Origin of the sequence: Mangrovibacter sp. MFB070 (genome assembly GCF_000705335.1) — a bacterium.
GTDB classification, from domain to species: Bacteria; Pseudomonadota; Gammaproteobacteria; order Enterobacterales; family Enterobacteriaceae; genus Mangrovibacter; species Mangrovibacter plantisponsor.
Genome location: NZ_JJMI01000039.1, coordinates 104,539 through 129,927, shown reverse-complemented (window position 1 = coordinate 129,927; position 25,389 = coordinate 104,539). Strand labels below are relative to the sequence as shown.

Annotated in this window: 21 protein-coding genes; 5 read left to right on the top strand and 16 right to left on the bottom strand. The window is 51.0% G+C overall.

From position 1 onward, the window contains the following. Nucleotides 1-257: 257 nt before the first annotated feature. Entirely contained in the window at nucleotides 258-1,511 is a 1,254-nt protein-coding gene (locus DT73_RS18825) for a nitrate regulatory protein (RefSeq protein ID WP_036113200.1), read from the bottom strand. A 196-nt stretch (nucleotides 1,512-1,707) separates the two neighbouring features. After that, nucleotides 1,708-3,228 (bottom strand): aldehyde dehydrogenase family protein, encoded by a 1,521-nt coding sequence (locus tag DT73_RS18820; protein WP_036113198.1) that lies wholly within the window; start codon nucleotides 3,226-3,228, stop codon nucleotides 1,708-1,710. A 273-nt stretch (nucleotides 3,229-3,501) separates the two neighbouring features. Between DT73_RS18820 and DT73_RS18815 the strand changes: the two genes are divergently transcribed. Continuing rightward, nucleotides 3,502-5,304, top strand: coding sequence for a sigma-54-dependent Fis family transcriptional regulator (locus tag DT73_RS18815; protein WP_036113195.1), 1,803 nt, complete (start codon nucleotides 3,502-3,504; stop codon nucleotides 5,302-5,304). Nucleotides 5,305-5,634: 330 nt separating this feature from the next. Beyond that, nucleotides 5,635-6,945 carry a PAS domain-containing methyl-accepting chemotaxis protein gene (locus tag DT73_RS18810; RefSeq protein ID WP_051691471.1) on the top strand — a complete coding sequence of 437 codons (1,311 nt, stop codon included), beginning with the start codon at nucleotides 5,635-5,637 and terminating at the stop codon, nucleotides 6,943-6,945. A 269-nt stretch (nucleotides 6,946-7,214) separates the two neighbouring features. Here DT73_RS18810 and DT73_RS18805 read toward each other — a convergent pair whose 3' ends face one another. Together DT73_RS18805 and DT73_RS18800 are read right to left on the bottom strand one after the other, a co-directional pair. Beyond that, nucleotides 7,215-8,123 (bottom strand): LysR family transcriptional regulator, encoded by a 909-nt coding sequence (locus DT73_RS18805; RefSeq protein WP_036113191.1) that lies wholly within the window; start codon nucleotides 8,121-8,123, stop codon nucleotides 7,215-7,217. A 113-nt stretch (nucleotides 8,124-8,236) separates the two neighbouring features. Further along, nucleotides 8,237-9,793, bottom strand: coding sequence for an MFS transporter (locus tag DT73_RS18800; protein WP_051691470.1), 1,557 nt, complete (start codon nucleotides 9,791-9,793; stop codon nucleotides 8,237-8,239). A gap of 218 nt (nucleotides 9,794-10,011) precedes the next feature. Here DT73_RS18800 and DT73_RS18795 point away from each other — a divergent pair, with 218 nt between their 5' ends. Both DT73_RS18795 and DT73_RS18790 read left to right on the top strand, forming a co-directional pair. Beyond that, entirely contained in the window at nucleotides 10,012-10,944 is a 933-nt protein-coding gene (locus DT73_RS18795; protein ID WP_036113188.1) for a LysR family transcriptional regulator, read from the top strand. Beyond that, on the top strand, nucleotides 10,944-12,065 hold the full coding sequence (locus DT73_RS18790; protein ID WP_036113184.1) for a hypothetical protein: 1,122 nt from the start codon (nucleotides 10,944-10,946) through the stop codon (nucleotides 12,063-12,065). Before DT73_RS18795 ends, DT73_RS18790 begins: the two co-directional genes overlap by 1 nt. Nucleotides 12,066-12,140: 75 nt before the next feature. On the opposite strand, the gene mdcH is transcribed toward DT73_RS18790, so the two are convergent. The 11 genes from mdcH to DT73_RS26585 form a co-directional block, all read right to left on the bottom strand. Then, nucleotides 12,141-13,055: a malonate decarboxylase subunit epsilon gene (mdcH, locus tag DT73_RS18785; RefSeq protein ID WP_036113181.1), complete on the bottom strand. Its 915-nt coding sequence runs from the start codon at nucleotides 13,053-13,055 to the stop codon at nucleotides 12,141-12,143. Continuing rightward, entirely contained in the window at nucleotides 13,055-13,675 is a 621-nt protein-coding gene (locus DT73_RS18780; RefSeq protein ID WP_036113179.1) for a malonate decarboxylase holo-ACP synthase, read from the bottom strand. The genes mdcH and DT73_RS18780 overlap by 1 nt, the downstream gene beginning before the upstream one ends. Nucleotides 13,676-13,677: 2 nt before the next feature. Beyond that, complete coding sequence (locus DT73_RS18775) at nucleotides 13,678-14,637, bottom strand: AEC family transporter (RefSeq protein WP_036113176.1); 960 nt, start codon at nucleotides 14,635-14,637, stop codon at nucleotides 13,678-13,680. Between the two features lie 111 nt (nucleotides 14,638-14,748). Next, entirely contained in the window at nucleotides 14,749-15,546 is a 798-nt protein-coding gene (gene mdcE / locus DT73_RS18770; protein WP_036113174.1) for a biotin-independent malonate decarboxylase subunit gamma, read from the bottom strand. After that, nucleotides 15,547-16,380 (bottom strand): biotin-independent malonate decarboxylase subunit beta, encoded by an 834-nt coding sequence (locus DT73_RS18765; RefSeq protein ID WP_036113171.1) that lies wholly within the window; start codon nucleotides 16,378-16,380, stop codon nucleotides 15,547-15,549. Beyond that, entirely contained in the window at nucleotides 16,373-16,672 is a 300-nt protein-coding gene (mdcC, locus tag DT73_RS18760) for a malonate decarboxylase acyl carrier protein (RefSeq protein WP_036113168.1), read from the bottom strand. The genes DT73_RS18765 and mdcC overlap by 8 nt, the downstream gene beginning before the upstream one ends. Nucleotides 16,673-16,694: 22 nt before the next feature. Further along, nucleotides 16,695-17,546, bottom strand: coding sequence for a triphosphoribosyl-dephospho-CoA synthase (locus DT73_RS18755; protein ID WP_036113165.1), 852 nt, complete (start codon nucleotides 17,544-17,546; stop codon nucleotides 16,695-16,697). Then, nucleotides 17,546-19,201: a malonate decarboxylase subunit alpha gene (gene mdcA, locus DT73_RS18750; RefSeq protein ID WP_036113162.1), complete on the bottom strand. Its 1,656-nt coding sequence runs from the start codon at nucleotides 19,199-19,201 to the stop codon at nucleotides 17,546-17,548. The genes DT73_RS18755 and mdcA overlap by 1 nt, the downstream gene beginning before the upstream one ends. Before the next feature lie 237 nt (nucleotides 19,202-19,438). Next, a complete protein-coding gene (locus tag DT73_RS18745; protein ID WP_036113159.1) occupies nucleotides 19,439-20,143 on the bottom strand; it encodes a DUF2461 domain-containing protein in 705 nt (234 codons plus the stop codon). Nucleotides 20,144-20,337: 194 nt separating this feature from the next. Continuing rightward, nucleotides 20,338-20,727: a lysozyme inhibitor LprI family protein gene (locus DT73_RS18740; RefSeq protein ID WP_036113156.1), complete on the bottom strand. Its 390-nt coding sequence runs from the start codon at nucleotides 20,725-20,727 to the stop codon at nucleotides 20,338-20,340. Beyond that, nucleotides 20,727-22,931, bottom strand: a complete 2,205-nt coding sequence (locus DT73_RS26585; RefSeq protein WP_200874805.1) for a hypothetical protein — start codon at nucleotides 22,929-22,931, stop codon at nucleotides 20,727-20,729. Before DT73_RS26585 ends, DT73_RS18740 begins: the two co-directional genes overlap by 1 nt. Nucleotides 22,932-23,386: 455 nt before the next feature. Here DT73_RS26585 and DT73_RS18730 point away from each other — a divergent pair, with 455 nt between their 5' ends. After that, entirely contained in the window at nucleotides 23,387-23,806 is a 420-nt protein-coding gene (locus DT73_RS18730) for a GFA family protein (RefSeq protein ID WP_036113154.1), read from the top strand. An 11-nt stretch (nucleotides 23,807-23,817) separates the two neighbouring features. On the opposite strand, the gene DT73_RS18725 is transcribed toward DT73_RS18730, so the two are convergent. Then, nucleotides 23,818-25,329, bottom strand: a complete 1,512-nt coding sequence (locus tag DT73_RS18725; protein ID WP_036113151.1) for an MDR family MFS transporter — start codon at nucleotides 25,327-25,329, stop codon at nucleotides 23,818-23,820. Nucleotides 25,330-25,389: the final 60 nt, after the last annotated feature.

The following is a 25,389-nucleotide window of genomic DNA, read 5'->3' as shown; positions in this document are numbered from 1 at the left end:
CAAGGCGTCCTGTTCTGAGAATAAAAAAAAGGCGTCCGTACTCCGGCCAAAGCCAAAGTAAGGACGCCTTTATCCAAAGCACTCGTTTCACCGCCATTGGCGAAACAAATGCGTAATTGTCAGAACTTATTTTGCAATTGCTGTGCCATATCTGTTTGCCCTGAAAATACTACCCTGAGCGCAGTCCAGCCCCTTCTTTGGGGATAACTACGCACAGCAACAGAGCAAGATACGCACAATTCTTGTGCAGGTACTCATTAAGGGGTAGAGGTAAATACGGTACTGACATCCAGCATTGCCTGAGCGATTTCCACCACTTTCTTATTTTGGTTCATCGCTGTTTTGCGCAACAGGTGCCAGGCCTGTTCTTCCGTTAACCCCTGGTACTGCATTAACAGCGCCTTCGCCTGCTCAATGGTTTTGCGTTCCATGAGCGTTGCGCGAAGACCTGCCAGTTCATTATCAAGCGTTTTGAGACGATGAGCCTGGTGCTGGATCAAGTTAAGTAAAGAACGGTTTAATTGCGGGGGAAGGCCGGTATCTTCGTCAGCTTCATTGTGAGGCGTGGCAGCAAAATAGGCAGCGACGGGTTTCTCCGCAGGAACAATAACGCCTGCCAGGGTTTGCGGGTCATCGGTATTCGATGACTGTACGCGCAGCAAGCTTTGCTGGCACAGATGCATCACTTTGTTAATCAGCTTGTCTTCAACAATTTTCATCAGGTCGAGGCGTTGGGATGCCAGGGCAAACCAGTTCAAAACGGTGTCTTCTTCACCTGGTGCGCCGGTGCAGGCCAGGCGGCGCAGGCGCTCAAACTCACTGCTTTTCCCCTCTTGCTGGAGCCAGGTCGCGAGGATCCCGGTATCAGCAAAACCAGCAAAACTGGTCAGGCAGCTTTCCTGTGCGGCTATCAGTTCGACCATGAGCTGGCGCCCGCTGTCGGAAAAGTTTCGCGACGCAAAGCCTGCCGAGGCCAGTGCCCTTTCCTGCCCGGCATACTCTTTGCCCTGCATAAAGGTAAACAGCGCCACCAGTGCACTGGCTACCTGGCCGTCGGCATCAATGTCCGCCACTTCATACACCAGGTTCAGTACCTGTTGAATAATAGTGTTGAAACTTTGCATTGCCTGCTGATGGCTGATAGTGCGCTGGTGTATTTGGTTACGCAGTTCAGGCAGGCTTTCCAGCGCCATCAGCATTGAACCAATTCGGTGATATACCCGAAAAGCGCCGGGCTGCAGCGCACTTGCGGGTGGGAGTGCCGGTAAGTCAGCGAACAGATTGTTCATGGACTGGCTGACAGCCGCCGCCCGGTGAGCCAGTTCTTCACCAAACAGCAGGCCTTCTGAACACAGCCAGATATTGGAGCTACCGCGTTCGCGTTGCAGTACATGGACAAAGTGGCTTAATTGCCCAATCAGTTTCCCTGCCTGCAGGACATTATCCAGACGAGAGATTTCACACTCTCGCGCGGCAAGGAAATAGTGAACAGCATGCGGTGACTGGCTCATGAGAGTGCGATCCTGAAAGATAGGTCATTCTTAATGAGCAATACCTATGCCAGAAACCAGTGAAAAATAACATCGATTTTTCCCGGGATAACCAGAAAATTTGTGTTAAGCAACCTGGTATTTCACGAGAACAATAATAGAAAAGGCCAGGCGTAGAGAGCGCCTGGCCCGCGAGCTTTAACGGCTGGTGCTGTAATTAATACAGGCCAAGTGGTTTATTGTCATAACTGACCAGTAAATTTTTCACCTGCTGGTAGGCCAGCAGTGCCATTTTGTGGGTTTCACGGCCAATCCCGGATTGTTTGTAACCACCAAATGCTGAGTGTGCCGGGTAGAGATGGTAGCAGTTGGTCCAGACGCGCCCTGCTTTTATCGCCCTGCCCATACGCCAGGCGCGGTTGATGTCCAGCGTCCAGACGCCTGCTCCCAAACCATACTGGGTGGCGTTAGCCAGTTCAATTGCTTCAGCTTCGTCTTTAAATGTCGTTACACCAATTACCGGCCCGAAAATTTCCTCCTGGAAACAGCGCATTTCGTTGTGGCCTTTAATCAGGGTTGGGTTGATGTAAAAACCATTAGTGAAAACATCGCCATGGCTGAGGTGATTCCCACCAGCCAGAATTTCGCCGCCTTCATCCCGGGCGATATCAATGTAGGACATGATTTTATCAAACTGCTCTTGCGAGGCCTGAGCGCCAATCATGGTATCGGTATCAAAGGGGTCGCCTTTACGGATGGTTTCAATACGTTTGAGTACCCGGTCAACAAATTCCGGGTAGATAGATTCCTGAATCAGAGCGCGGGACGGGCAAGTACACACCTCTCCTTGGTTAAAGAAGCCGAGCACCATCCCCTCAACCGCTTTATCAATGAAGCTTTCATCACCACGCATCACATCTTCAAAGTAAATATTGGGTGATTTTCCACCCAGCTCAACGGTACTGTGAATGATGTTTTCCGCAGCACAGGAAAGAATGTGGCGGCCAATGGAAGTAGACCCGGTGAAGGCAATTTTTTCAATACGCTTGCTGCGAGCCAGTGGTTCCCCGGCTTCTGTACCGTAACCATGCACCACGTTTACCACACCCGGCGGCAGCAATGGCCCAATCAGTTCCATCAGTACACTGATACCGAGTGGTGTTTGCTCAGCAGGCTTCAGCACTACAGCATTCCCGGCAGCCAGTGCCGGTGCCAGTTTCCAGGCAGCCATCAGGATGGGGAAGTTCCACGGGATAATCTGCCCCACCACACCCAGTGGTTCATAGATGTGATAAGCCACAGTACCACTATCGATCTCTGCCGCACTGCCTTCCTGGGCACGAATACAGCCTGCGAAATAACGGAAATGATCCACCGCAAGAGGAATATCGGCATTCAGTGTTTCGCGTACCGGTTTGCCGTTATCCCAGCTCTCTGTCAGTGCCAGCAGTTCCAGGTTTTCCTGAATACAGTCGGCAATTGCCAGCAATACATTAGAACGTTCCTGAACGCTGGTTTTTCCCCAACTGTCTGCAGCGGCATGTGCAGCATCCAGAGCCTTATCAATGTCACGGTAGTCTGACCGCGGGAATTCGCCTGCAACCTGGCCGGTAACTGGTGTGGTATTCGTAAACCAGGTACCTGAAACCGGCTCGACAAAAGCGCCGCCGATATAGTTGCCATAACGGGCTTTCACTGAAACGCGTGAACCCGGCAAACCTGGATGGATATATTTCATATTATTCCCCTCAGTCGGTTTTGCGATGAATCCAGAGCTGTTGGCTCTGTTGTGTTGTGCTTCAACATAAGCATGTCTTATGCCAGTTATGTTATGAAATGGTTAAAATTAACTATCATATTGTTTTTTATTAAGATAATTCATGGTGGTAAATTCGCCAGGCGCAGTGAACTGAGGTAACTACCAAAGACTGTCTTATTTTTGTGTCGCGCGTCGCAACAGATGGGACACTTAGGTGCTACAAATAATTAACATTTCTATTGAGGCCTGCTTATGCGCAATCTGCCACACGACACGCCGTTGCTATCTTCTGCCAGTGTATTGAGTGATTCATGGCTGCGCAGCCGGCATTACGGGCTGACGCGAGAAGACGATTACCGGCCAGTGGCAGGCCATGATCAGTTAGGAGAGAGTCGCCACCAGTATGACTGGATTGCGCGTTACGCCTCGCCACTTCTGGCACAACTCACACCACAATTCCGTACCCGTGCCGGTGTTCTGGTTTTGTCAGACCCGGGAGGAATGGTTCTGGAAAGCACCGGGAATAGCGGTTTTCTGCAGAGGGCTGAGTTGTTAGCTCTGGCGCCAGGAAACTTGTGGAGTGAAGATGCACGCGGCACTAACGCGATTGGTACTGCGCTGGCTCTGGGGCGTTATTGTGAAGTGAGTGGTAAAGAACATTTTCTCAGCCGCAACGCAGCACTGTTTTGTGCAGCAATGCCGGTTTACTCCCCCCGGGGGGAACTGGCTGGTGTGATTGACATTTCTTCACCTGCCAACCTGCCCTGGCAGGATGCAACACATTTATTAACCCGTGCCGCATGGCAAATTGAGCAGCATTGGGTACAGAAGCAGATCACCGCAGGCCAGGTGTTAGTGCAATTGCGCCAGCAAGATCAGCCTGAACTGGCACCTTTTACCCACTCACTTATATTTGAAGACGGAATTTTACAGGGCGCTAATTCGCTTGCCTGCCGTGATCTTGGCATACAACCGCAGGATTTTGGTCAACGCCACCAGGATTCGATTTTTGCGAATGGCGTAGAGAACGGAGCACTGACCCGGGCGCGCGATAACGCCTGGCAGGTGCATATTGGCCGCGCACAAAAACAGCCCGGGGTAACGGTACCAGGCAAACGCCCGGCCAGGCCCACACCAGAATCCCAGGCGTCATTTGCTCCTTCAGGCGTTAATCTGGAAAAGGCGCTGCGGGTAGTCAACGCCGGTATTGCTCTGTGTATTAATGGTGAGACTGGGTGCGGGAAAGAATACCTCGCTCAGCAGCTTTATCGGCAAAGTAAATGGGCTACCGGTAACTTTGTGGCAATTAACTGCGCGGCACTTCCTGAGCACCTGATTGAATCTGAATTATTTGGTTATATGCCTGGCGCATTTACGGGTGCCAGCTCCCGTGGCTATGCCGGTAAATTCCGGGAAGCCAATGGCGGCATGCTGTTTTTAGATGAAATTGGCGATATGCCACTGGTTCTGCAAACCCGGCTGTTGCGTGTATTACAGGAAAAACGTGTTGTGCCGCTGGGGGGAAACAGTGCCTTTCCGGTCGATTTTTCTCTGGTGTGTGCAACGCACCGTAATTTGGTGGAACAGGTTGAGCGGGGATTGTTTCGCGAAGATTTACTCTACCGGATCCAGGAGTTTACGGTTGAAATACCGCCACTACGCCAGTGGCAGGGTAAGAACCAGTTTATTGAGCAGTTATGGTGTGAGTTGGGGGCAACCGCGCGTGGAATACGGCTATGCCAGTCTGTGGTGCGTTACCTTGCCGATTGCCCGTGGCCCGGTAATGTGCGGCAATTGCTGAGCCAGTTAAAAGTATTACTGGCATTAAGCGATGACGGCCAAACTGTTACTCTTGATTGCCTCCCGGCAACCCCTGTTAGTAGTTTTGGCGCAACTTCGCCTGCGTCTTCTCAGGTTGCCCCCTCACCCTCTGCGCCAGGGATGCGTGAACTGGAAGCAATACGCGTTTGCCAGGGGAATATGAGTGATGCGGCAAAGCATCTGGGTATTTCGCGTAGTACGCTATACCGCAGGTTGGAAAAAAAACGGGCGTGATATTGCTCTACTGTTTTTATTCAAAGCAAAGATAACTCATTGATGGAGTAATAATCTACCACTCTGTGGGTATAAATATTTTTCTGAAAATAAATTTAGATTAAGAGTGATTATTTTCCACTGGTTAACGCAATGATTGGTGAATTTCCTCATGTCTATGAAATGCTTGCGAGATCACACTCACTACCTTGAATTAAAGGCGCTCTTAAGTATATTTTAAGGTAATGGATTTATTATTTATCCAGTTAAAAAAATAATATCCAATGTAATTAATAAAAGGATGAGTTATCGCCAAATTTAACTTTGCTTATTACCTGTGAGAATATAATCATGAGCCTGCTAAACTTGTTATTTTCCACCAGCACTACTGCGCGAGTGTCTTCTGATGCCGATTTGGTTACAGCAATACGTAACCATGTAGCAATCATCGAATTTACTCCGGAAGGAATTATAATTGGTGCGAATGATATTTTTTTGCAGGCAGTGGGTTACCAGTACCATGAAGTTATCAACCAACATCATCGATTGTTTTGTTCTCCACAACTGGTTAACAGTGAAGCGTATCGCCACTTTTGGCAACGACTGGCAAGAGGTGAGAGTTTTAGTGACAGGTTTTTGCGTTATAAAAAAGATGGTGGAAAAATATGGCTGGAAGCAAATTACCTGCCGGTTAAAAATAAATCTGGCAATGTGATAAAGGTCATTAAAATAGCCAATGACATTTCTGCGGTGGTTGCAAAAGCAGAAGAAAAAGAAGCACTGTTAAAAGCTGCAAACCGCTCGCTGGCCATTATCACCTTTCAGCCGGATGGTATCATCATTAATGCGAATGAGAATTTTTGCCAAACCGTTGGATACACGCTGAGCCAGATAGTGGGAAAACATCACCGGATGTTTTGTGAGCCTGCATACCGTGACAGCCAGGAGTATGCTGAGTTTTGGGCCAGGTTAAATCAGGGGGAATTCTATAGCGGTGTATTTAAACGCATGGATAAAAAAGGCAACATCATTTGGCTACAGGCCAGTTATACACCAGTATTTGATGTTGATGGTAAACTGTATAAAGTCGTGAAATATGCCCATGATGTTACTGCCCAGGTCTCGAAAAATGAACGAGAACGTCATGCTGCAAATAAAGCCAGTGAAGTGGCAATAGCAACAGTAAATAATGCAAAACACTCCAGTGAAACCATTGCTAAAAACCTGAATGCTATACAAAGCGTTGACAACAATATGCAACTTATCAGTAATGAGTTGCTTGAGCTCAACAGTTACACCTCAAGTATTTCCACAATTTCCTCAACCATTAGTGATATTGCCAGCCAGACTAAAATGCTGTCGCTGAATGCCACCATCGAGGCCGCCCGGGCAGGAAGCCACGGCAAAGGTTTTGCCGTTGTGGCAGAGGAAGTTCGGCGCCTGGCAGACAGTATTAACCAGGCAACTGTAGAAATTCAGAGTATTACCGAGAAAAATAACGAGCTTTCTGGCCGCTCTCTGAGCCTGGTTCAGCAAAACCAGTCAGTGATGAGCGAGGCTGTCAGTTTATCGGCCTGCGCTTCTGAACTTATAACGGAGATAGATGCAAACGCACAGAGTGTGTTGCTGGCCATTGATGAAATGAACACGGCTTTAGCCTGAACCATGTTCATCGCTTCGCGGCCACGGATGGTAGCGGCTAAACAGGCCCGGGCACTACATTTGTAGTGCCCTTTGCTATTGCTGCGTTGCTTATAATTTTTATGTTAGAGCTGTGATCCTACCCACGTTACGCGTTTCCCCTGCCTGTACCCACAGATTGGGTTATTCCATGAGACAAAGCTGCCTGCAACCATGTAGTCCGGAAGTGTGGAGTTGTTTCCCGGGGCACCGGTGTTTTTAAGTAAATTCAGTATGTCCATTCAGGCCAGTTACAGGGCAAGGCTTTCTGGCAATGTAGCCACCAGGTAATCAAGAAAGACACGAATGGCGGGATTCATAAATTTACGGCTGGGGAATACAGCGTGGATGATATGGTTATGCGTGGTCCATTCCGGCAGCAACTGTATAAGCAACCCCTGGCGGATAGACTCCCCGGCAATAGAGTGCGGGATCAACCCCACCCCAATCCCCTGAAGAGCGGCTTCAAGTTGTACCCGTGGGTTGAGGCAGAAAAGTACCGGCCGGTGACGGACAATTTCGAGATTGCCATCCTGGCAGGATAGTTCCCAGCGCAATTCTCCTTCGTGCCGGTCAGTTACCGCGCTGATGGTACTCAGGTTACCGATATCCTGTGGGTGTCGGGGCAAACCATGGTGGGACAAAAAGTCAGGGCTGGCCACCAGCACCAGATGGCTGGCAGCAATAACCCGAGAAATTAACCCGGGTTCATCATCAATAAGCTGGTGTGCGCGCAAAGCGAGATCAATCCGCTCCTCAATGACCTGCACCGGGCGGTCCGTCGCGTCAAGAAACACCTGCACTTTCGGGTAGCGGCGCATGAAGCCGGGTAAAATCGGAGCCAGGTGATATTGTGCCAGCACCGTAGGGCTGCTGATTCGAATCATGCCAGAAGGTTCAGCAATATGTTCCGAAAGGGATTCATAAGCCGCCACCCCGTCTTTTACCATATCGCTTGCATGTTCATGCAGCATCCGGCCCGCGGCAGTTAAGGAAAAATGGCGTGAGTTGCGTTGTATCAAACGCACATTGAGCCGCTCTTCCAGTTTGGCAACCCGGCGGCTCAGAAGTGATTTCGTCACGCCTGATGCTTTTTCTGCCGCAGTAAAACCGCGGTGTTCCGCAATCAGATAAAAATAGTAAAGGTCGTTGAAGTCCATACGTATTCCATACTGGTGGCGATGTCTGCTTAGCCACAGGTAAGCCGTGAATCATCAAATAAAACTCACGGGAAATCAAACCATTGATTTAGACAGCCGGGCAGACATTGCAGTTAACGCATGATTTTCTGGCACCCCATTGCAATTGCCAGAACCAGCCCGGTAATACAGATGGCATGGCCAAAATCGAGGCTTGCCAGGATAACGGACTGTTGCTTCACCTGGTTTGCCACCCACACTAAAGCTGCCCTGCTCGCCTGGTCTGCTCCCAGCCACTGGTTATATTGCTGGCTGACTGTGTGCACCGCCGCCTGGTAGAGTGGATTGGTGGTTTCAACTCTGTTGTTGAGCACATTGTAATGGGCAGTGGTACGCCATTGCATACCGATATTTGCTACTGTCAGGCCAATTGCTGTGGCAAATTGCGCCGCCATATTTTTTATTTGGTTGGCATGGGAAAATACCGTTTCGTTGTGCTGTATTTCGCGAAATGTCTGCATGGCTGTAGTCGCCATGACCAGCATAATAAATGCCCCATAACAGCCAATGGCAGGCACAATGTTGACTACCAGATTCGCCTGAGGGGATAAATCCCCCATAATGCCACCATAGAGCGCCAGTAAGATAAAACCTGTAATGAAGAACTTTTTGGCGCCTGGCCGCTTGGGCAAAATGTTCCCCATGATCAGCCACGCTATCAGTACACCACTCAGGCCCACGCCATACCAGGTTCCTACCGTTCCCCAGGAGTAGCCCAATCCCGCACGCAGAAGTTGAGGCAAAAAATAGTTATTCAGCCCAATCATAATGTAGCAAAAGGAAAACAGGCTCACCCCGAGGATGTAAGACGGGCGGGAAAACAGCTCGCGTACCATCAGCAACGGCACACCGTGAAACCGGACAACACTCGAAAGAAAGTAATACAGTGCGGTGATACCCAGCAGCAGGATCAAACCAAGGACCACCAGATCACTGAAGAAGCGGTAATCGGAACGCTGCAATACCCAAAGAACCGCGAACGCGCCTGCCGCCAGCGCCATCAATAAAAACGGGTGTGACTGGCTTTTGAGGCGCTCTGGTGGCGTTTCATCGGGCAGACAACTGACCGAAAGCATAAAAACCACCGCTGCAAGCAGAATTAATATCAGGAAAATACCTGTCCAGCGCGCATCTTCTACTGACCATGCCGCCAGAAACGGAGCCAGTGCAGTGCCAGAAGCCAACCCTGAGGCAAAGGCTTTAATGCCGGAAAAACGGCGTGGGCCGGGAGGGATCAGGTTCACCATCACTCTGGCACCAGTCAGGAACGATGCGCCACCTGCTGCCATTACAATACGGCCGGTAAGCAGGCTGTGATAAGTACTGCTGCGGCTGCACATGAAGGCACCGGCTGCAAAAATCATCAATGAAACAGCAATGTATAACCGCCATCCGGTGCGTTCAACTATCCAGCGTTGTTTGGAAATCATCAGAATAGCCACGCAGGCGTAACTGGCGGTGATAAAACTGTATTGTTCCGGAGACGTGCCGGTTTCACCCATAAGTGGGCCGGCCGCAAATGCCATCATTCCGCTTTGCAACATGTCTGTCAGTGTCAGCAAGAAAATAATAAGCAATAAAATACGTTGTTTACCCGGTGTGGTTATAAACCAGGGGGTTTGTGTTTCCATGCAGGTGTCGTTCCGAAGATGGCAGGTTTGGTGACTGCTCGAGTTGTCATTATCCGACGCGGAAGAAAAATCATACCGTCGTCATAAAATTATAACAATAATGAAAAATGCGACAAATTATCCCAAATTCAGGATGACGGTTCTCTATAAAAGGCCATCATCATTAAACGATTCCTGATATCCTTCAGCCAGCGCAGTGAGAAAGAGTGTTATTCCAAATGGCAATAGATAACGAGATTACGTTTCGTAAACTTGCAGTTTTTAAAGTTTTTATGGAAACCGGGAATATTGCCCGTACTGGTGAGGCTTTAGGGCTGAGCGGGGTCAGTGTTCACCGTGCCCTGCACTCCCTTGAGGAGGCAATTCGTTGCCCGCTGTTCAGCCACAAAGGGCGCAACTTAGTGGCTTTGCCCGCTGCCCGCAAATTGCTGGAATATACCGAAGAAGCAACCGGTATACTGGAAAAAGGAATTGAGGAAACACGCAAAATTGCCGGGATTGGCCAGGGGCGTTTACGTATTGGCACCCTCTATTCATTGACACTGGAGACAGTACCCCGGCTGATTATGGGTATGAAGTTACGCCGCCCGGAAGTGGAAATGGACCTCACGATGGGTTCCAACCAAATGCTGCTCAGTCAACTGGATAACGGTACGCTGGATGCCATTCTTATCTCCGTTAACGCCGGTGAACTGGACAAAACCCAGTTAGAAGTCCTGCCCTTATTTCATGATGATATTTACCTTGCCGCCCCTTCCAGCGCGCATTTGGCAGGAGTACAACCTGCCGATTTACGGGATTATCACGACCAAAAATTTGTTGCGCTGGCCGAAGGTTTTGCCACCTATGCCGGGTTCCAGGATGCATTCCATGTTGCCGGGTTTGAGCCGGATATTATTACCCGGGTGAATGATATCTTTTCGCTGCTTAGCCTGGTTCAGGCGGGCGTTGGCTTTACTCTGATACCCGGGCGGATGCGTAAAGTTTATGAGCATGATATTAACCTGTTGCGCCTGGCTGAGCCCTACCAGATGCGCCAGCTTATCGCTATTGTGTTTGCCCGTAACCGCGAACGGGATCCTAACTTACTGGCACTGGCCGCTGAGGGAAGAATGTATGCGCGCAGCCTGGGGGATATGGAGGCGCAATAATGGCTACCCGGTTGTATAAGCTGTGCCTGGTTACCACGCTTTTACAGGCTTCCCTGGCAGTAACTCCGTGGCCTGCTGCTGCACAAAACTTGTCGCCTCCTGCTCAGGCGTTACCGCAATGTACGAGTCATTCCTCAGCACAGATTTGCCTGCAAACGGTCGCGTTGGCACACCATGGCGGAAATTTCTCGTGGTATGTCGCCAGCACTAATGGCACGGGGGCTCCCCATGCGGCGCTGATTGTCGTTCATGGCTACCCACATGATGCCAGATACAGCCTGCAGGCGGGAATCGCGGCAATTAAAGCCGCCCGCATTACTACCCCAACACGGGTTATTGCACCAATATTTCAGGCGCAGAAAGGCGCACATTGCCAAAAGCCTGGTGAGGTAAGTGCGAAACCGGGTGATGCCCGCTGGTCTTGTGGCGGCTGGATGAGTGGTGAAGTATCTCTGGGGAATCCACCTGGTATCAGCTCATTTCACGCCATGGATACGTTAGTTCGCCAACTTCACCAGCAGTGGCCAGATTTACACGACATCACTGTGGCAGGGTTTTCTGCCGGTGGGCAGTTTGTTCAGCACTATATAGGTGTTGCTGCACCGCCACCTGGCAGGCTGAACCTGCGCTACCTGGTGGCTTCACCCGGGAGCTGGCTTTATTTTGATGCACAGCGCCCTGTCGCCTTCCTCAACAACAAGCCAGTTGCTGACTCGCAATGTAGCCCTGCCGGCAGTTACCCGGCCAGGTGCCAGATCACGATGGCTTTACCTGACGCAACCGCCTGCCCGGATTACAACAGCGGGAAATATGGTGTTGCCAGGTGGCCTTTGGCGAAAAGCCGCGCGGCACGTATTCGTTACCAACAGGCGGATATCAGCTACATGGTTGGCGCACAAGATAGTGGCACCGGGCCGGGAACAGCAAGCAAACGCCTGGATAAAACCTGTGCGGCTATGCTCCAGGGGAGTTACCGGTTACAACGCGCACAGAATTACCTGGCCTGGGAGCGGGCCCGCCTTCCCTCACTACACCCCGGAACCTTAAGTGTTATACCCAGTTGTGCGCACGATGTAGCCTGTGTGCTGCCAGGTTTTGCCGCAAAGCACCCGTTATTTTAGATGGCCTGCCACATAATTTCTGCCCTGTACTGAGGACGTTGCCCGGGCAGATTGTTATTTTTCTGCATCTTCGGCTTATTCCCCTTTCACCCGTTGTGCCAGGCGCTGAATTGTCGCGAGCGGTGTTGTGGCAAACGCCACACATTCACCCTGGCTCACCGCCTGGCGGGTTAGCCCTGTCAGTGTGCTGCCGGGTTGCATTTCAATAAACAACCGTGCATCACGCTCCATCGCTGCTACCATGGCATCCCGCCAGTTCACTGTGCGTGCCATGTTGAAAGCCAGGTCGTTTGCCAGAGCCGGGCCTTGCCAGACGGCACGGGCTGTACTGCCACTGAGCCAGGTGCAGCTTGGGCGTGACACTGTCACTGACTGCATGGCCTGAGCCAGTTTTTCTGCAGGTGCATCCAGCAACGGGCAGTGAGACGGAACACTGACATCCAGTTGTTTCGCGCGTGTTGCACCCAGTGCCAGAGCCTGCTGTGCAACCTGTGCCATTGCTGCTGTGCCGCCAGCAATGACAATCTGGGTTTCAGCATTGATATTTGCCACCCAGGTTGTCTGGTTATCCACCAGTTTTTCCACCTGCCCCAGGCTAAGGCCCATAATTGCGGTTAGCCCGTAACCATCTGGCCAGGCTTCTTCCATTAACGAACCACGTAACGCAACCAGCCGGACGGCATCTTCATATGCCAGTGCTCCGGCCACTACGGCTGCAGGGTACGCGCCTATTGATAATCCACACACCATGTCCGGGCGCACGCCAGCGTCAGCAAGGGAGCGCGCAGTTGCTACCGCAGAAATTAACAGGCAAAGCTGCACTGCTCTTGTGTGCTTCAGTGCTTGCGGGGTATCCAGGTTATCAAATTCACTACCCAGAATTACCCGGGTTTGAGTAAACAGTTCACGGGTTGCCGGGGTGCCCGGGCAATCAGCCAGCATGCCCGGGTATTGCGTTCCCTGCCCGGGGAAAGTAAACATAACTTTCATCAGAACCTCTCTCCTGTTACTGGTTGCCAGGGGTGCGATGTATTGTGTGGACCGGTGCTGGTCTTCAGTAGTACCCGGCCATCGCGCAGCCATTCATTCAGTGAGAAGCCGCCATAAGGGGTTTCTACCTGGGTGTCTGCGCGGCAGCCCAGTTGCGCGACCACCTGTTGCCAGGCAATGAGTTGTTCACGCTCTATCGCCACTGGTGCGCGAATCACAAGGTCAAGGTCGCTGTCGTTGTGTAATACGGCCTGCCCGGTAGCCAGCGCAAACCCCGTGCTACCAGTAATTCCCCACACCCACGGCCAGTTGTGCTGGCACAATTGGGCGGCAGCCAGCAGCGGTGCCTGTTTTGCAAAAGGGGAATTGCCGATATGCGCCGGGGTTGCCAGAGCCTCGGGAGGCAGGTAACCGACCACCTGCTCTGGCATCACCCACCCGGCAGCGCGTTCTCCGCGCCCTTTCCCACGCACGCCGACGGGAATCGCCCCGTCGTTACGCCAGTCCCGCCGCACGACAACCGGTTGTGCCAGTGACCAGCGCTGGTGTAGCCAGTTATGTTGCTGGGTAAATACAGGTTCACTGTTGAGCCACAAAAGATCGTGCGGACGGTATTGCATAGTTAAAGTCCTGAAGTCAGGGAAATAAATAACGGTAATGACAGAATGCACAGCACGGAGCTAATCAACAAGACAGCTTCAGCGTCTGGCGACTGCACCCCAAAACGGTTACCGAACACCACACCAAAGAAACCGGCAGACAGTGCAATCATCAGCACCCCGGTGATAGCGACTTCACCATGCAGACCCAGTGCAAGGACAATGACAAAAGCAATTGCTGGTTGGATCAGAAGCTTAGTGATGCTGGAGATAATCACCATGCTGTTAATTTTTAGTTTGCGGGCAGACAGAATCACCCCAGTCAGGAACAGTGCTGCAGCAGTTGCAGATAACCCCAACGGTTTAATTGATGACAGCAACAGTTCTGGCATATGAATGCCAATAGCTGACAGGATAACCCCCAGTAACGGGCCCCAGACAATAGGTTTCTTCACGGATCGCCACATCAGAACCGGCAGCATCGCCATTGTTGAGCGGGTATTTTCCCCGGACTGGCGTGCTTTTTCGCGTTCCAGAATCAGCAGACACAGCGGTGTTAACAGCACAGAGCCGCAGGCAATTGACACAGCAACAGACAAAGAAGTGGACGGCCCCTCACCTAATACACTGCCAAGGATTGGCAGACCAAGTGCCGCATAGTTTGGCAGGGCAACAGTCAGAGTCAGTACAGCTGCATCCTGAGGGCTTTTCTTAAACACACCAACTGCGAGGAAGTAGATAGCAGCGTAAGTTACCCACATTGCTAATACCAGGATAAGAATGAGTGGGGACTGTTTCACAATACCAACCCATGGAGTCTGCACAGTTGCACTAAACAGCGCTGCAGGTAACGCAAAGTCCATCACAAAGATATTCAGCAGAGAGACATTCTTGTTATCGACCATTTTTGTTTTACCTGCCATGAAACCCAGCAGCATGATGACAAAAATGGGTGCAAGGGCATGCACAATTACATACGTCATAAATTCACCTGTAGTTATAACAATAAAAAGTTTGCGATGTTTTACAGACGAGCCGGGTTAATGGGCGCCCAGGCGCCCATGCTCATCTGGCAGGTTTTTTTATGAGAATTTTTACCAGGCCGCTCGCAGGCGTTCACGAACCAGTTTTGAGTGGCGACGGTTTTCTGCACCCAGCCGGTTTTTCAGCGTGATGTCATTGCGGGCATCGCTGACTGCCTGTGCCACGGTCTTAGTCACCAGCGTTATGTCATCCGGTGTCGGGGCATCAGGGTTAGCAATGTCAAGCAATTCACTGAGCAGGCCCAGAGTGCTGTAGTTTTTGATGTCGTAGGCCATTGGCGGAATGGTGGAAGCCAGTTTTTCCAGCGATTCGACAGTACGTAACGTAATACGTGCAGCAGAAGCTTTGCCCATGGCGTGGATCAGCACATTGTCGTCGTTGAAAGCAATCAGGCGGTTTGCCTGGTAACCGTGCGCCAGAAACGCACCAGACATGGCTTTACCAACAATCAGCCCAACAACGGGGTGCCCCGCCAGGCGTGCTTTGGCATACGCACCTGCCGCACCAGCCAGAGCCTGATGAATACCAAAAGCTTCTTCACGGCGGCCATAAGCCTGGCTTGGCACGTCAATCACCGCGATAATTGGCCGTTTAACGCTGTTTTCAGCATCTTCTTCAATCGTGCGGTTCACAACTTTTGCCAGAGTCCAGCCTTCCAGCAGCCCGACTTCGCCCCGTGCAGCGCGGGGATAGTGGTTGTTGGCGTCCGGTACCACAGCAATGAAACGCACAAATTGCCCGTCGAGTGTGGCGTCAGCAACCTGTACTGACGGGCACAGCCCCGGCATACGTTGTGCACCTGATGCCAGTTTATCCAGCCATACAGCAGCGCGATTTTGTTGGCTCATTTATTTACCCTCCCCGGCAAAAAATGCAGTGATTTGCTCGGAACTGGCCTGTTTAGCGGTATCAAAAGCGGTTAAACGGGCCAGGAACTCGTCATAACGGTCTGAGCGGTGAGTTTCAGGCACACCTTTGGCCAGGCATTGGTTGACTGCGTCTTTCATTGCATTCACGTTGTCATCAACTAAGCCGTCAACCAGCCCACTGCGTGAGCGAACTTCGCCACCAGTCATGCTCCAGATAAACGGGCGGTCACGGGAGTCGTATTCTTCGATACCCGCTTCCTGCTCGATAACCTGAGGGCCATTCAGACCCAGGCGTGCTTCCCGGGTGACCAGTAAGTAACTGCACAACCCGGCAGCAATAGACATCCCACCAAAGCAACCCACCGTACCGGCAATAATGCCCACAACGGGCTGGTAACGGCGCAGGTCAACAATTGCCGCGTGAATGTCTGCAATGGCAGCCAGACCAAGGTTGGCTTCCTGCAGGCGTACCCCGCCGGTTTCCAGGCACAAAACAGCCTGAGTCGGGATACCATTACGGTTATCTTCCGCTGCCAGCTCCAGGGCTGCAGCCATTTTGGCACCAGAGACTTCACCCATACTGCCGCCCTGGAATGCCCCTTCTACGGCAACCACAACGGAAGGTTTACCCTGAATGGTGCCTTTGGCGATAACCATGCCGTCATCACTTTGGGGAACAATTCCCTGCGGCCCAAGCCAGGGGGAAATCAGCCCGTCAAATGGCCCGAGCAATTCACGGTAGCTACCCTCATCCAGGATTGCTTTCGCCCGGTCTCTGGCTCTCAGTTCAATAAAGCTCTGAAATTCACGCATGGCTCACCTCTTCAAATACTTGTTCGATGCGAATACGGGCCACACCTGGCGTTGCGCCAAAATCGTGGATCTGCATTTGCCCTGCGGGTAATTGCCCCAGTGAACGAATACGTTCAAACAGCGCCTGCCAGCGTGCCTGAGAATTATCCACGGAGGTGGTGATTGCGATTTCCAGTGTTTGTCCTGCAGTGGACTCAAATAACACTTCCATATCGCCTGACCCCACAACACCCGCCAGTGCTTTACCACTGACAATGCGGGAGGCCGGAAAAGACAATGAAATCTGTTCCATAACAACCTCTTAAAAATAACGTTTACGATGCCGGCAATGCGACACGGTCAATAAATAACGTGGCCGCCAGTAAGTCTGCGGCGCCACCTGGTGAGGCATTGAGCCCGAGCATGGTCTGGTCGAGCTCAGCAAGCTGCTGCCTGCCTGCGTGGCTGGCGCACCCCCCGGCTTTCAGAACCGCACCTGCGCCTTGTTGCATCGCTTCAAGGCCAACCATTCCGGCGCGCGATAATACGCAGGTGTCACTGAGCGTGGTCATGATGGACATCAGCGCATCCAGCATGGCGTGCTGCTCACTGGCCCCTTGTGCGCGGCTGTGCAATAAAGCAGGCAGGCCACGTTTCATCACATGAGGGAAGCCCTGAGCGGCCTCTTCCCGTGCGCCAGGCACACGGTAGCGGTGGCTGGCCCGCAAGCCTTTACTGAATACCGTTGGTGCGGCGGGGTCTGGTAGCTGAGCAAGGCGTGCTGCCTGCTCGCTGATGGCACTGGCTGTTGCATTTCCAGACAACATTGCGCAACTGCTTACCATCAGACCGAGTGCCCAAATTGCGCCCCGGTGTGTATTCACACCGTTGGTCGCCGCCATCATGCTCTGCTCACCTTCTCGCCCGAGGCGGCCTATTAATTGACGTAATGCGACATCTGCCGGCCTGCGCCAGCACTGTTGTGCCAGCGCGAAAAATGTCGGGGTCAGGCTGTGTGCTGAACGCTCCATCAGACTGAGTGATAAATCGCTGTGCGCGCCATTTCCCCGGCTGTCCACAAGACCAGGCTTCGGGCTAAGGCGGGCTTCGTCAATCAGGCAGCGGGTTGCTGTCTGTGCCAGACGTTGCGCAACAGCATCAGCACTGCTCTGTGGCTGTAGTTTCATTACCAGCTCCGGAATTTTGCCGGTGGGTTATACAAACCGCCTGACCATTCAACCAGGTCGGCAACGCTGCCTGCAGCCAGTAACGAGCGGGTAGCGTCGGTGCGGCGAATGCCCATATCTTCCGGGAAGCGCACTTTACCGCTACGGCGTAACGCTTCGACCCGGCTGGCATCAACGCCCAGACCGATATCGGTTATCCCGGCGACTGCGGCAACCATGGCCCGACGCTCTTCAAGGCTTTCTGCCTGGTAGAGGTAGGCAATACCTTCTTCGGTCAGAACGTGCGTGACGTCATCGCCGTAAATCATGACCGGAGCCAGCGGCATACCGGAGGTTTTGGCAACGTCAACGGCATCCAGTTTTTCAACAAACGTGGGTTTAACGCCTGCCTGGAAGGTTTCAACCATCTGCACTACCAGTTTACGGCCACGTTGCATTGGGTCTGGTTCGTTGATCATGGCAAGCCAGGCTGGCGTGGCGTGGCGGCGGCCGTGCGGGTCATGGCCCATATTCGGAGCGCCACCGAAACCCGCCAGGCGGCCACGCGTTACCGTGGATGAGTTAGCCAGACCGTCAACCTGCAGAGTGGAACCAATAAACATATCAACAGCGTACTGCCCGGCTAACTGGCAGAATGCGCGGTTGGAACGCATAGAACCATCTGCGCCAGTAAAGAACACATCCGGGCGTGCTGCGATATAGTCTTCCATACCCAGCTCACCACCGAAGCAGTGCACGCTTTCCACCCAGCCACTTTCAATAGCAGGAATTAATGTGGGATGCGGGTTGAGCGTCCAGTGCTTACAGATTTTGCCTTTAAGCCCCAGTAGTTCACCGTAGGTTGGTAACAACAGTTCAATCGCCGCGGTATTAAAACCAATACCATGGTTGAGTGACTGTACCTGGTGCTCAGCATAGATCCCTTTGATAGCCATCATGGCCATCAGGATATGTTCCTGCTTGATAAGGCGCGGGTCGCGGGTGAACAGCGGTTCAATAAAGAAAGGTTTATCCGCAACAACGATATAATCAATCCAGGAGCCTGGGATATCGACACGCGGTAAATCGCACTCGTCATCAACCAGTTCATTCACCTGGGCAATAACAATGCCGTCATGGAATGCGGCTGCTTCGACCAGGGCGGGAGTATCTTCGGTACTTGGCCCGGTATACAGGTTGCCTTTCCGGTCTGCTTTATAGCCAGCGATAAGCGCGACATTAGGCGCCAGGTCAACGTATAAACGCGAGTAAAGTTCGATATAAGTATGGATGGCACCAATTTCCAGCAACCCATCTTCCAGCAACTGGGAGATACGTAAGCTTTGCGTACCGGAAAATGAGAAGTCGAGCTTACGGGCAATACCTTTTTCAAACAGATCCAAATGCTCGCTGCGGCCCACACTTGGCATGATCATATGTAAATCATGAACTTTCTGTGGGTTTACCTCAGCCAGCATCCGCGAAAGGAAGTCCGCCTGTTTTTGGTTATTACCTTCAAGAACGACCCGGTCACCCGGTGCCACTAATTTTTCCAGCATTGAGACAAGTTCCCCGGTGGGGATTACTTTGCCCTGCACGCCTGTTGCGGCCATACGCTGTTGCTTATTGGTACGGCGCTGGTTCCAGACGCGGGTTGGCGTTTGCCCAGACAACATTATAACCTCCTGATTAAGCTAATCATTTTGATTTGCCTGCTGTGAGGTTAAGTCTGCGCCGTTAAACCGTTAGCATCAATAAAGTAACGGGAGAAATCATTACTCTGAGAGTAATGATTAATTATCTGTTTTTTGATCAGAACGTGGTTTTTTCTGATTTTTAACCAAAGGGAAGCAAAATAAGTGGGGGAAACGCCAGTTGCCACATTAATGACTGCGGCAGCTGGTGTGGGTATTTTAGTTAAGTGTGGTGCGGCGTTTTTGCGTTTCGATTTCCATCAGGAAATGGTAGAGCGGTGCCAGGCGTTCGAACCCTGCCTGTAATAAACCCGGTAACTGGTCATCGAACAGGGTTTCTGGTTCTTTGCCATCGTAAATCAGGGCGAATGACTTGCGGTTATACCAGTTTGCCAGTTCTTGTGGCTCTTTCAGTAACGGGCGCTTATAAGACTCCCCTTCCAGGCTGAAGTCAGCAAGTAAAGGCTGTGTGATGGACAGAAAATGTTCACGGTTATCCAGCATGTTTTCCCTGAACAGATTCATGGTTTCGCGCGATGCACTGTAATACCCCAGGCCATAGCGCCACCAGTCGGGGCCAAATTCAAAGAAATACGTGGGGGCATCCGTCCAGTTTTTACTGCTGCGCTTAAATGTCAGCCACAGGTTGCTGCGATACAGGGATTTATCACGGGAAAAACGGGTGTCGCGGTGAATACGTGACAGTGTTTTACCAATTGCCGGGCGGGTTTCGAACTGATCGTCAATTTGCAGCATTGGTAGCGCAAGTTCACTGACCAGCGAGCGGAAAGGCTTCACCAGCAGGTTGTCATAAATTGAACGGTTTTCGTCGAACCACTCTTTACTGTTGTTCTGCCGGACATCGCGCAAAAACAACAGCCCTTGCGGGTCAAACCCGGTGAACAGGGGTTGTTGGGTTACCATGTGTTCTCCTTGCTTATTTGGCAACAGTGTACGCCCAATAGTGTGCCTGCTCATCTGTTCGTTGCAGGTGAAATTTTTTCATTTTCCGTGCCCTGAACATTTTGTTATTGATGTCACCATCTCAGTTCTGAAGATGGAAGTTAAAGGTGTAAAAAGGGTCTCAAGAAAATCCTTTTAAAATTTATTTCCATACCCTATATGTTGCCAGAAAGCTCAGCCAACTCCTTGCCTCTGGCTTCTGACATTTTTGCAACGCACTCATTGAAAGTTGTTTGATATGCCGGGCTTTTGTTATCTATTTGAAATGAATATAACTGACAGTTAGAGTCTCTAAATTTAATCCAATCTCTCTGGGCGACTTTAATGTTTTTTACGAACTCCTGTTTTAAAAACTCATCATTCATATACGCAGAATTAACTTTAGATAGCAATGCCGAATATTGCTTATTCAAATATTCATCAGCTAAATCCTTCTTACTTTCCGAGCATGAGGCAACTTGATCAGATGTTGTTATATTGTGACAAATATCTGCACTATGTGAAAATGATGAATACAGTAAAATAACAGCTAAGATGCGTCTCATTATCTACCCTCCAGATAATCAACTCTATGTCTACCTGGTTCATATTGTGAAATTGCAGTTGTGTTTTGTATGTAATCAATTAACTCTTTTTTACTATCATTTGAACCTGCAAGCATAGGCTTAGGCCCTTTGGTAAAACCTTGGTAAACGAAGTCGACCAGCACTTCCTGGATAGTTGCATCCAGGCTTTCCCATGGCTTCGCACTGGAAACACCGTCAGTCCACTTTTTATAATTAGCAATAGTCCGCTCAACATACTTAGGATATATAATAGAAAAGAGCAACTCTTGCTGCTGCAAAGTTATCTCTCCTATATCTTCCTTATGTAGGTTTACATAATCACGAGCAGCAACTCCTTTAAACCCTGCACATTTTGATATTTTAACAGCCTGGTCATTAGGTATCCCTGACGCAATCATGTGATTATATATATCACTCTCAGACCGATCTCCCATATCATAACCACGTCCAAGAGTAACACCTGAAAGATCATTTCCAGGCCAGTGAATAACCCGGCTATAATATACAGATGATGAAATATCATTTCCTTCAGCGTTGTAAGTCAACTTACCTTCTAAAGCTTTAACTTGAGATTTAATAGCATCAAGAAACTTCACTGGGTGCATGTGCCAGACGGGTTCACCCGTGTCGAAAGGTGGTACCTGACTCATCCATTCCATTTTATCGAACCACCTCCTGACGTAGCCAAGCAGCAGTACATCCATATGTTTCAGATAGTCCGTCCAGCGCAGATGACTGCTGCCACCAAACCACTCACTGTCGTGTTTGATGACCAGACCGGCAACCAGATCCCTCACATCCAATTCCGTGTATTGCAGGGCCTCATGCAGCTCCCGCATCGACAGTTCACCATTGTGGTTCTGATCCATCTTACGGAGCAATGCCTGGTAATAACTGGACACCTGTTTCTCGCGGATACCACGCTCCGTCCGCACCCAGTCTGAAAGATGGTTAAACACCGATTTAACCCAGTTCTCATGCAGCGACTTCTCCATACTGATTGTAGATGGCTGCTCAAATGCCGAGAATCCACGCTTCGTAAAGTCATACTGGCCGATATCCACATCCACATCGTCACCGCTCAGCCAGGCCCCCTGCCCGATATCAAACCAGTGTTTGCCTGTACTGTCAGTGAAGGATGGGCATTTGGCCTGTGGCAGGATTTTGTGAATATCTTTCTGTACTTTTCCACTGGTCCGGCGGAAGGTGTCTCCGCTGCGGGTATACAGATAACTATCCGGTTGAATATGAATATATTTATTTCCCCCTGAGAAACCTGCGGAATTGTTCAAAAAATCCGGCAACTGGCGGTCAGTGCTGAGAACCTCGATATGCACATACGGATCTGTCTCTGTCTCATGAAGTTCACCCGGTATAATGTCCTCCCCGAGGAATCCCACCGCATCGCCGGCAACCACTGTCATTCTGGTGGTCGGTTTCACCACAATGTCATAGATACCCTGCGTCACTGCCTGCTGCATCCATGCAGGCAGATGCGCCGTCTGCTTCCCATCCGGGGTCATAAACAATGGATCAAGCGACACCCAGAAAGCAGTCCCGGTCATTTTGTTGTGCTTACTCAGAAGCCGGGCAAGCCCGAAAGTTGGGATATGTCCGTCCAGCTCGAAGATGGTCTCACGCAGGACCACTACGGTTTGTCCGGTCGCAAGCGTCTTTCCGGTCGGTACGGGTGCTGGTTCGCCTGGGTTCTCCTGTCCACTGTAGTTACGCAAACGCAGGCCGTTCCCGCGTTCCGTCACCCGGTACCGCTTGAGTGCCGGAAAGGCTGAGGGTGGAGTCAGCCCGATATACAGCGAATAAAACTCCAGGCTGTTGTCTGCCTTCGTCGCGTCGGGCGTACAGACAGATTTCACCAGTACGAAGGTGCTGGAATACTGCAGTGTCTTCCCCATCCAGGTATCGCTCAGATACTGACTGTTCAGGCGGTAAGCCACGACCTCGCCCCCGGCCATAAACGGCAGCGGAACCGCCGTATCAAGGTTATCAATCGTCAGTACCGAGGCGGGGGCACTTTCACGGGTGATATGAATGCCTCCGTGCCACATGGCATTAGTACCCGACAGCCACGTTCCGTGAGGTTCACGTCCCACCTGGGCCATCATTTCATCCAATGTGCTGTAGTCTTTACCACCAGCCTTTCGGGCCGGGAAACAGATCTTCACGGACAATTCCTTCTGCTTAATAATGGCTAAATTACCGCTATCATACACTGGCGGATATCTAATCGCCGTTTACGGAAAGGAACACCAAAGTAAAATTTTGTAAGATACACGACTCTAACTCTCTGAATCGGCCGCTTTTATCCGCAGAGTAGTCTGCCGCAGAGTAGTCTGCCGCATAGTATTGAGTTCACGAACCACAGCACCCACACTCACCTTAGTAGGACTAATTGCTTTTGTTCATCATTCAGTGTGGATGGGCATCCAAAGCGTTTCCCTGATACATTTGCCCGTGCAATTCCAGAGAGTATGTGCTCAATGAGTAACTCCAGTGAATCGCCGTCCCCATCAGTTGGAAAGTTAGTGGCAAGTTTATCGCTAAAATTACACTGTATTGTTAGCCACAAGCGTGATGGTAATGTGATGGCAACGATACCCACACGCCAGAGGAACAGACAATGCAGAAAATAGTAAAAGCCCGGTGCCATTGTGGTGCTGTTCAGTTTACCGTTGAATTGAGTGATGGTTTCAATACCGCCCGGCGGTGCAATTGTTCATTTTGCCGGATGCGTGGCGCTGTGGCAGTGTCTGCTGAACTGTCTGGTATCACAGTGACTAAGGGCAAAGACAAACTGACTGAATACCGCTTTAACACTGGTGAGGCCGCACACTATTTTTGCTCTGTCTGCGGCATTTATACCTTTCACCAGCGCAGATCCAACCCGCGGCAATACGGCGTTAATGTTGCCTGTATTGACGGTGTATCTCCCTTTGACTTCTCACCTGTTGCGGTGCTGGACGGAGTTAACCACCCGCGGGATGGCGCCAGTAGTGGCGTGGTTGGCTGGTTAACATTCACGCCGGAAAATAAACCCTGACAAACAACCTGTTATTGCGCACTGCGTTTTAACGGTGTTTCACGCAAAAACCAGGACAGCGCAAAAGCAATAATCATAATACAGGCCGCCATCAAGAACGCGGCGTGAATAGCGCTGCCAAAGGCCTCAAGGTAGTGGTCATGAACCATTGCCGGGAGCTGTTGTGCTGCCAGCGGGTTCATTTTTTCTGGCAATACTGTACCAGCGGGCAATGAATCAACCAGGCGCGATTGTAAAACGTGGCTGAATACTGCACCAAACACCGCGACCCCAATTGAACCGCCAATCGAACGGAACAGAGTAACACTTGAAGTGGCAACGCCATATTCCCCTGGTGCTGCATTGTTCTGTACTGCCAGAACCAGTACCTGCATCACCATCCCCAGACCCATTCCCAGAATACTGGTAAAGAGATACAACTTAGCAATTGAGTCTGCGGGGGTTATTGTGGTCAGCATCACCATGCCACAGACTGCCAACAATGTACCGGCAATGGGGAACAGGCGGTATCTCCCGGTGCGGCTGATAATGCGTCCACTGATAATGGAAGTCAGTAACAACCCGCCCATTAGCGGGAGTAGTTGCATTCCGGCTTCGGTTGGGGTGGCATTTTTAACCACCTGCAGGTAAAGCGGCAGGAAAGTAATTGAGCCGAACAGTGACATACCAAAAATAAAGCTCATCAGGCTGCATAACAAAAATGTCCGGCCACGAAACAGGCGCAGTGGAATAATCGGTTCCCAGGCCAGGCGCTCTTCATAAATAAAGCCAATAATGCCAATGATACCGAATGCCAGAATGCACCAGAGTTGCGGGTCACTCCATGCACGAACGGTGCCCCCTTCTGTGGTAAACAGTGTGATGCAAACCAACGCAAGGGTAAGATAAATAGCGCCCAGCCAGTCAATCTGGTGGTGGTTACGCTGGCCTGAACCATTAAATACCGTAGTAATAATCAATAATGCCAGTAACCCAAGCGGTACATTAATGTAGAAGATCCAGCGCCAGGACATATGCTCAACAATGAAACCGCCCATCATCGGGCCAATAACGGTGGCTAAACCAAATACCGCGCCAAACAGGCCCTGATAACGCCCTCGCTCTGCGGGAGGAATGACATCTGCCACTGCGGCCATGCTAATGACCATCAGCCCACCGCCGCCCAGCCCTTGCAAAGCGCGCATCAGTACCAGTTGTGCCATGTTCTGCACCACCCCACATAGTACCGAACCCAACAAAAACAAGATAATCGCTACCTGTAACACCCGCTTGCGGCCAAAGACATCGCCAAATTTGCCGTAGAGTGGTACGGCAACGGTGGATGTCAGAATATATGCGGTGACTACCCAGGAGAGTTGGTTCAGCCCGCCAAGCTCACCCACAATGGTGGGCAATGCGGTGGAGACAATGGTCTGATCCAGTGCAGACAACAGCATAACCAGCATTAACGCACTGAATAGCAAACGTAATGATGACACCAGCGGCTGCGGTGAGAGAGAATGGTTGACTGTATCAGTCGGCATAGTGCACCTGTTGTAATTAATTAAATGCCTAATTAATATTAGACTGATTCACATGCCGGT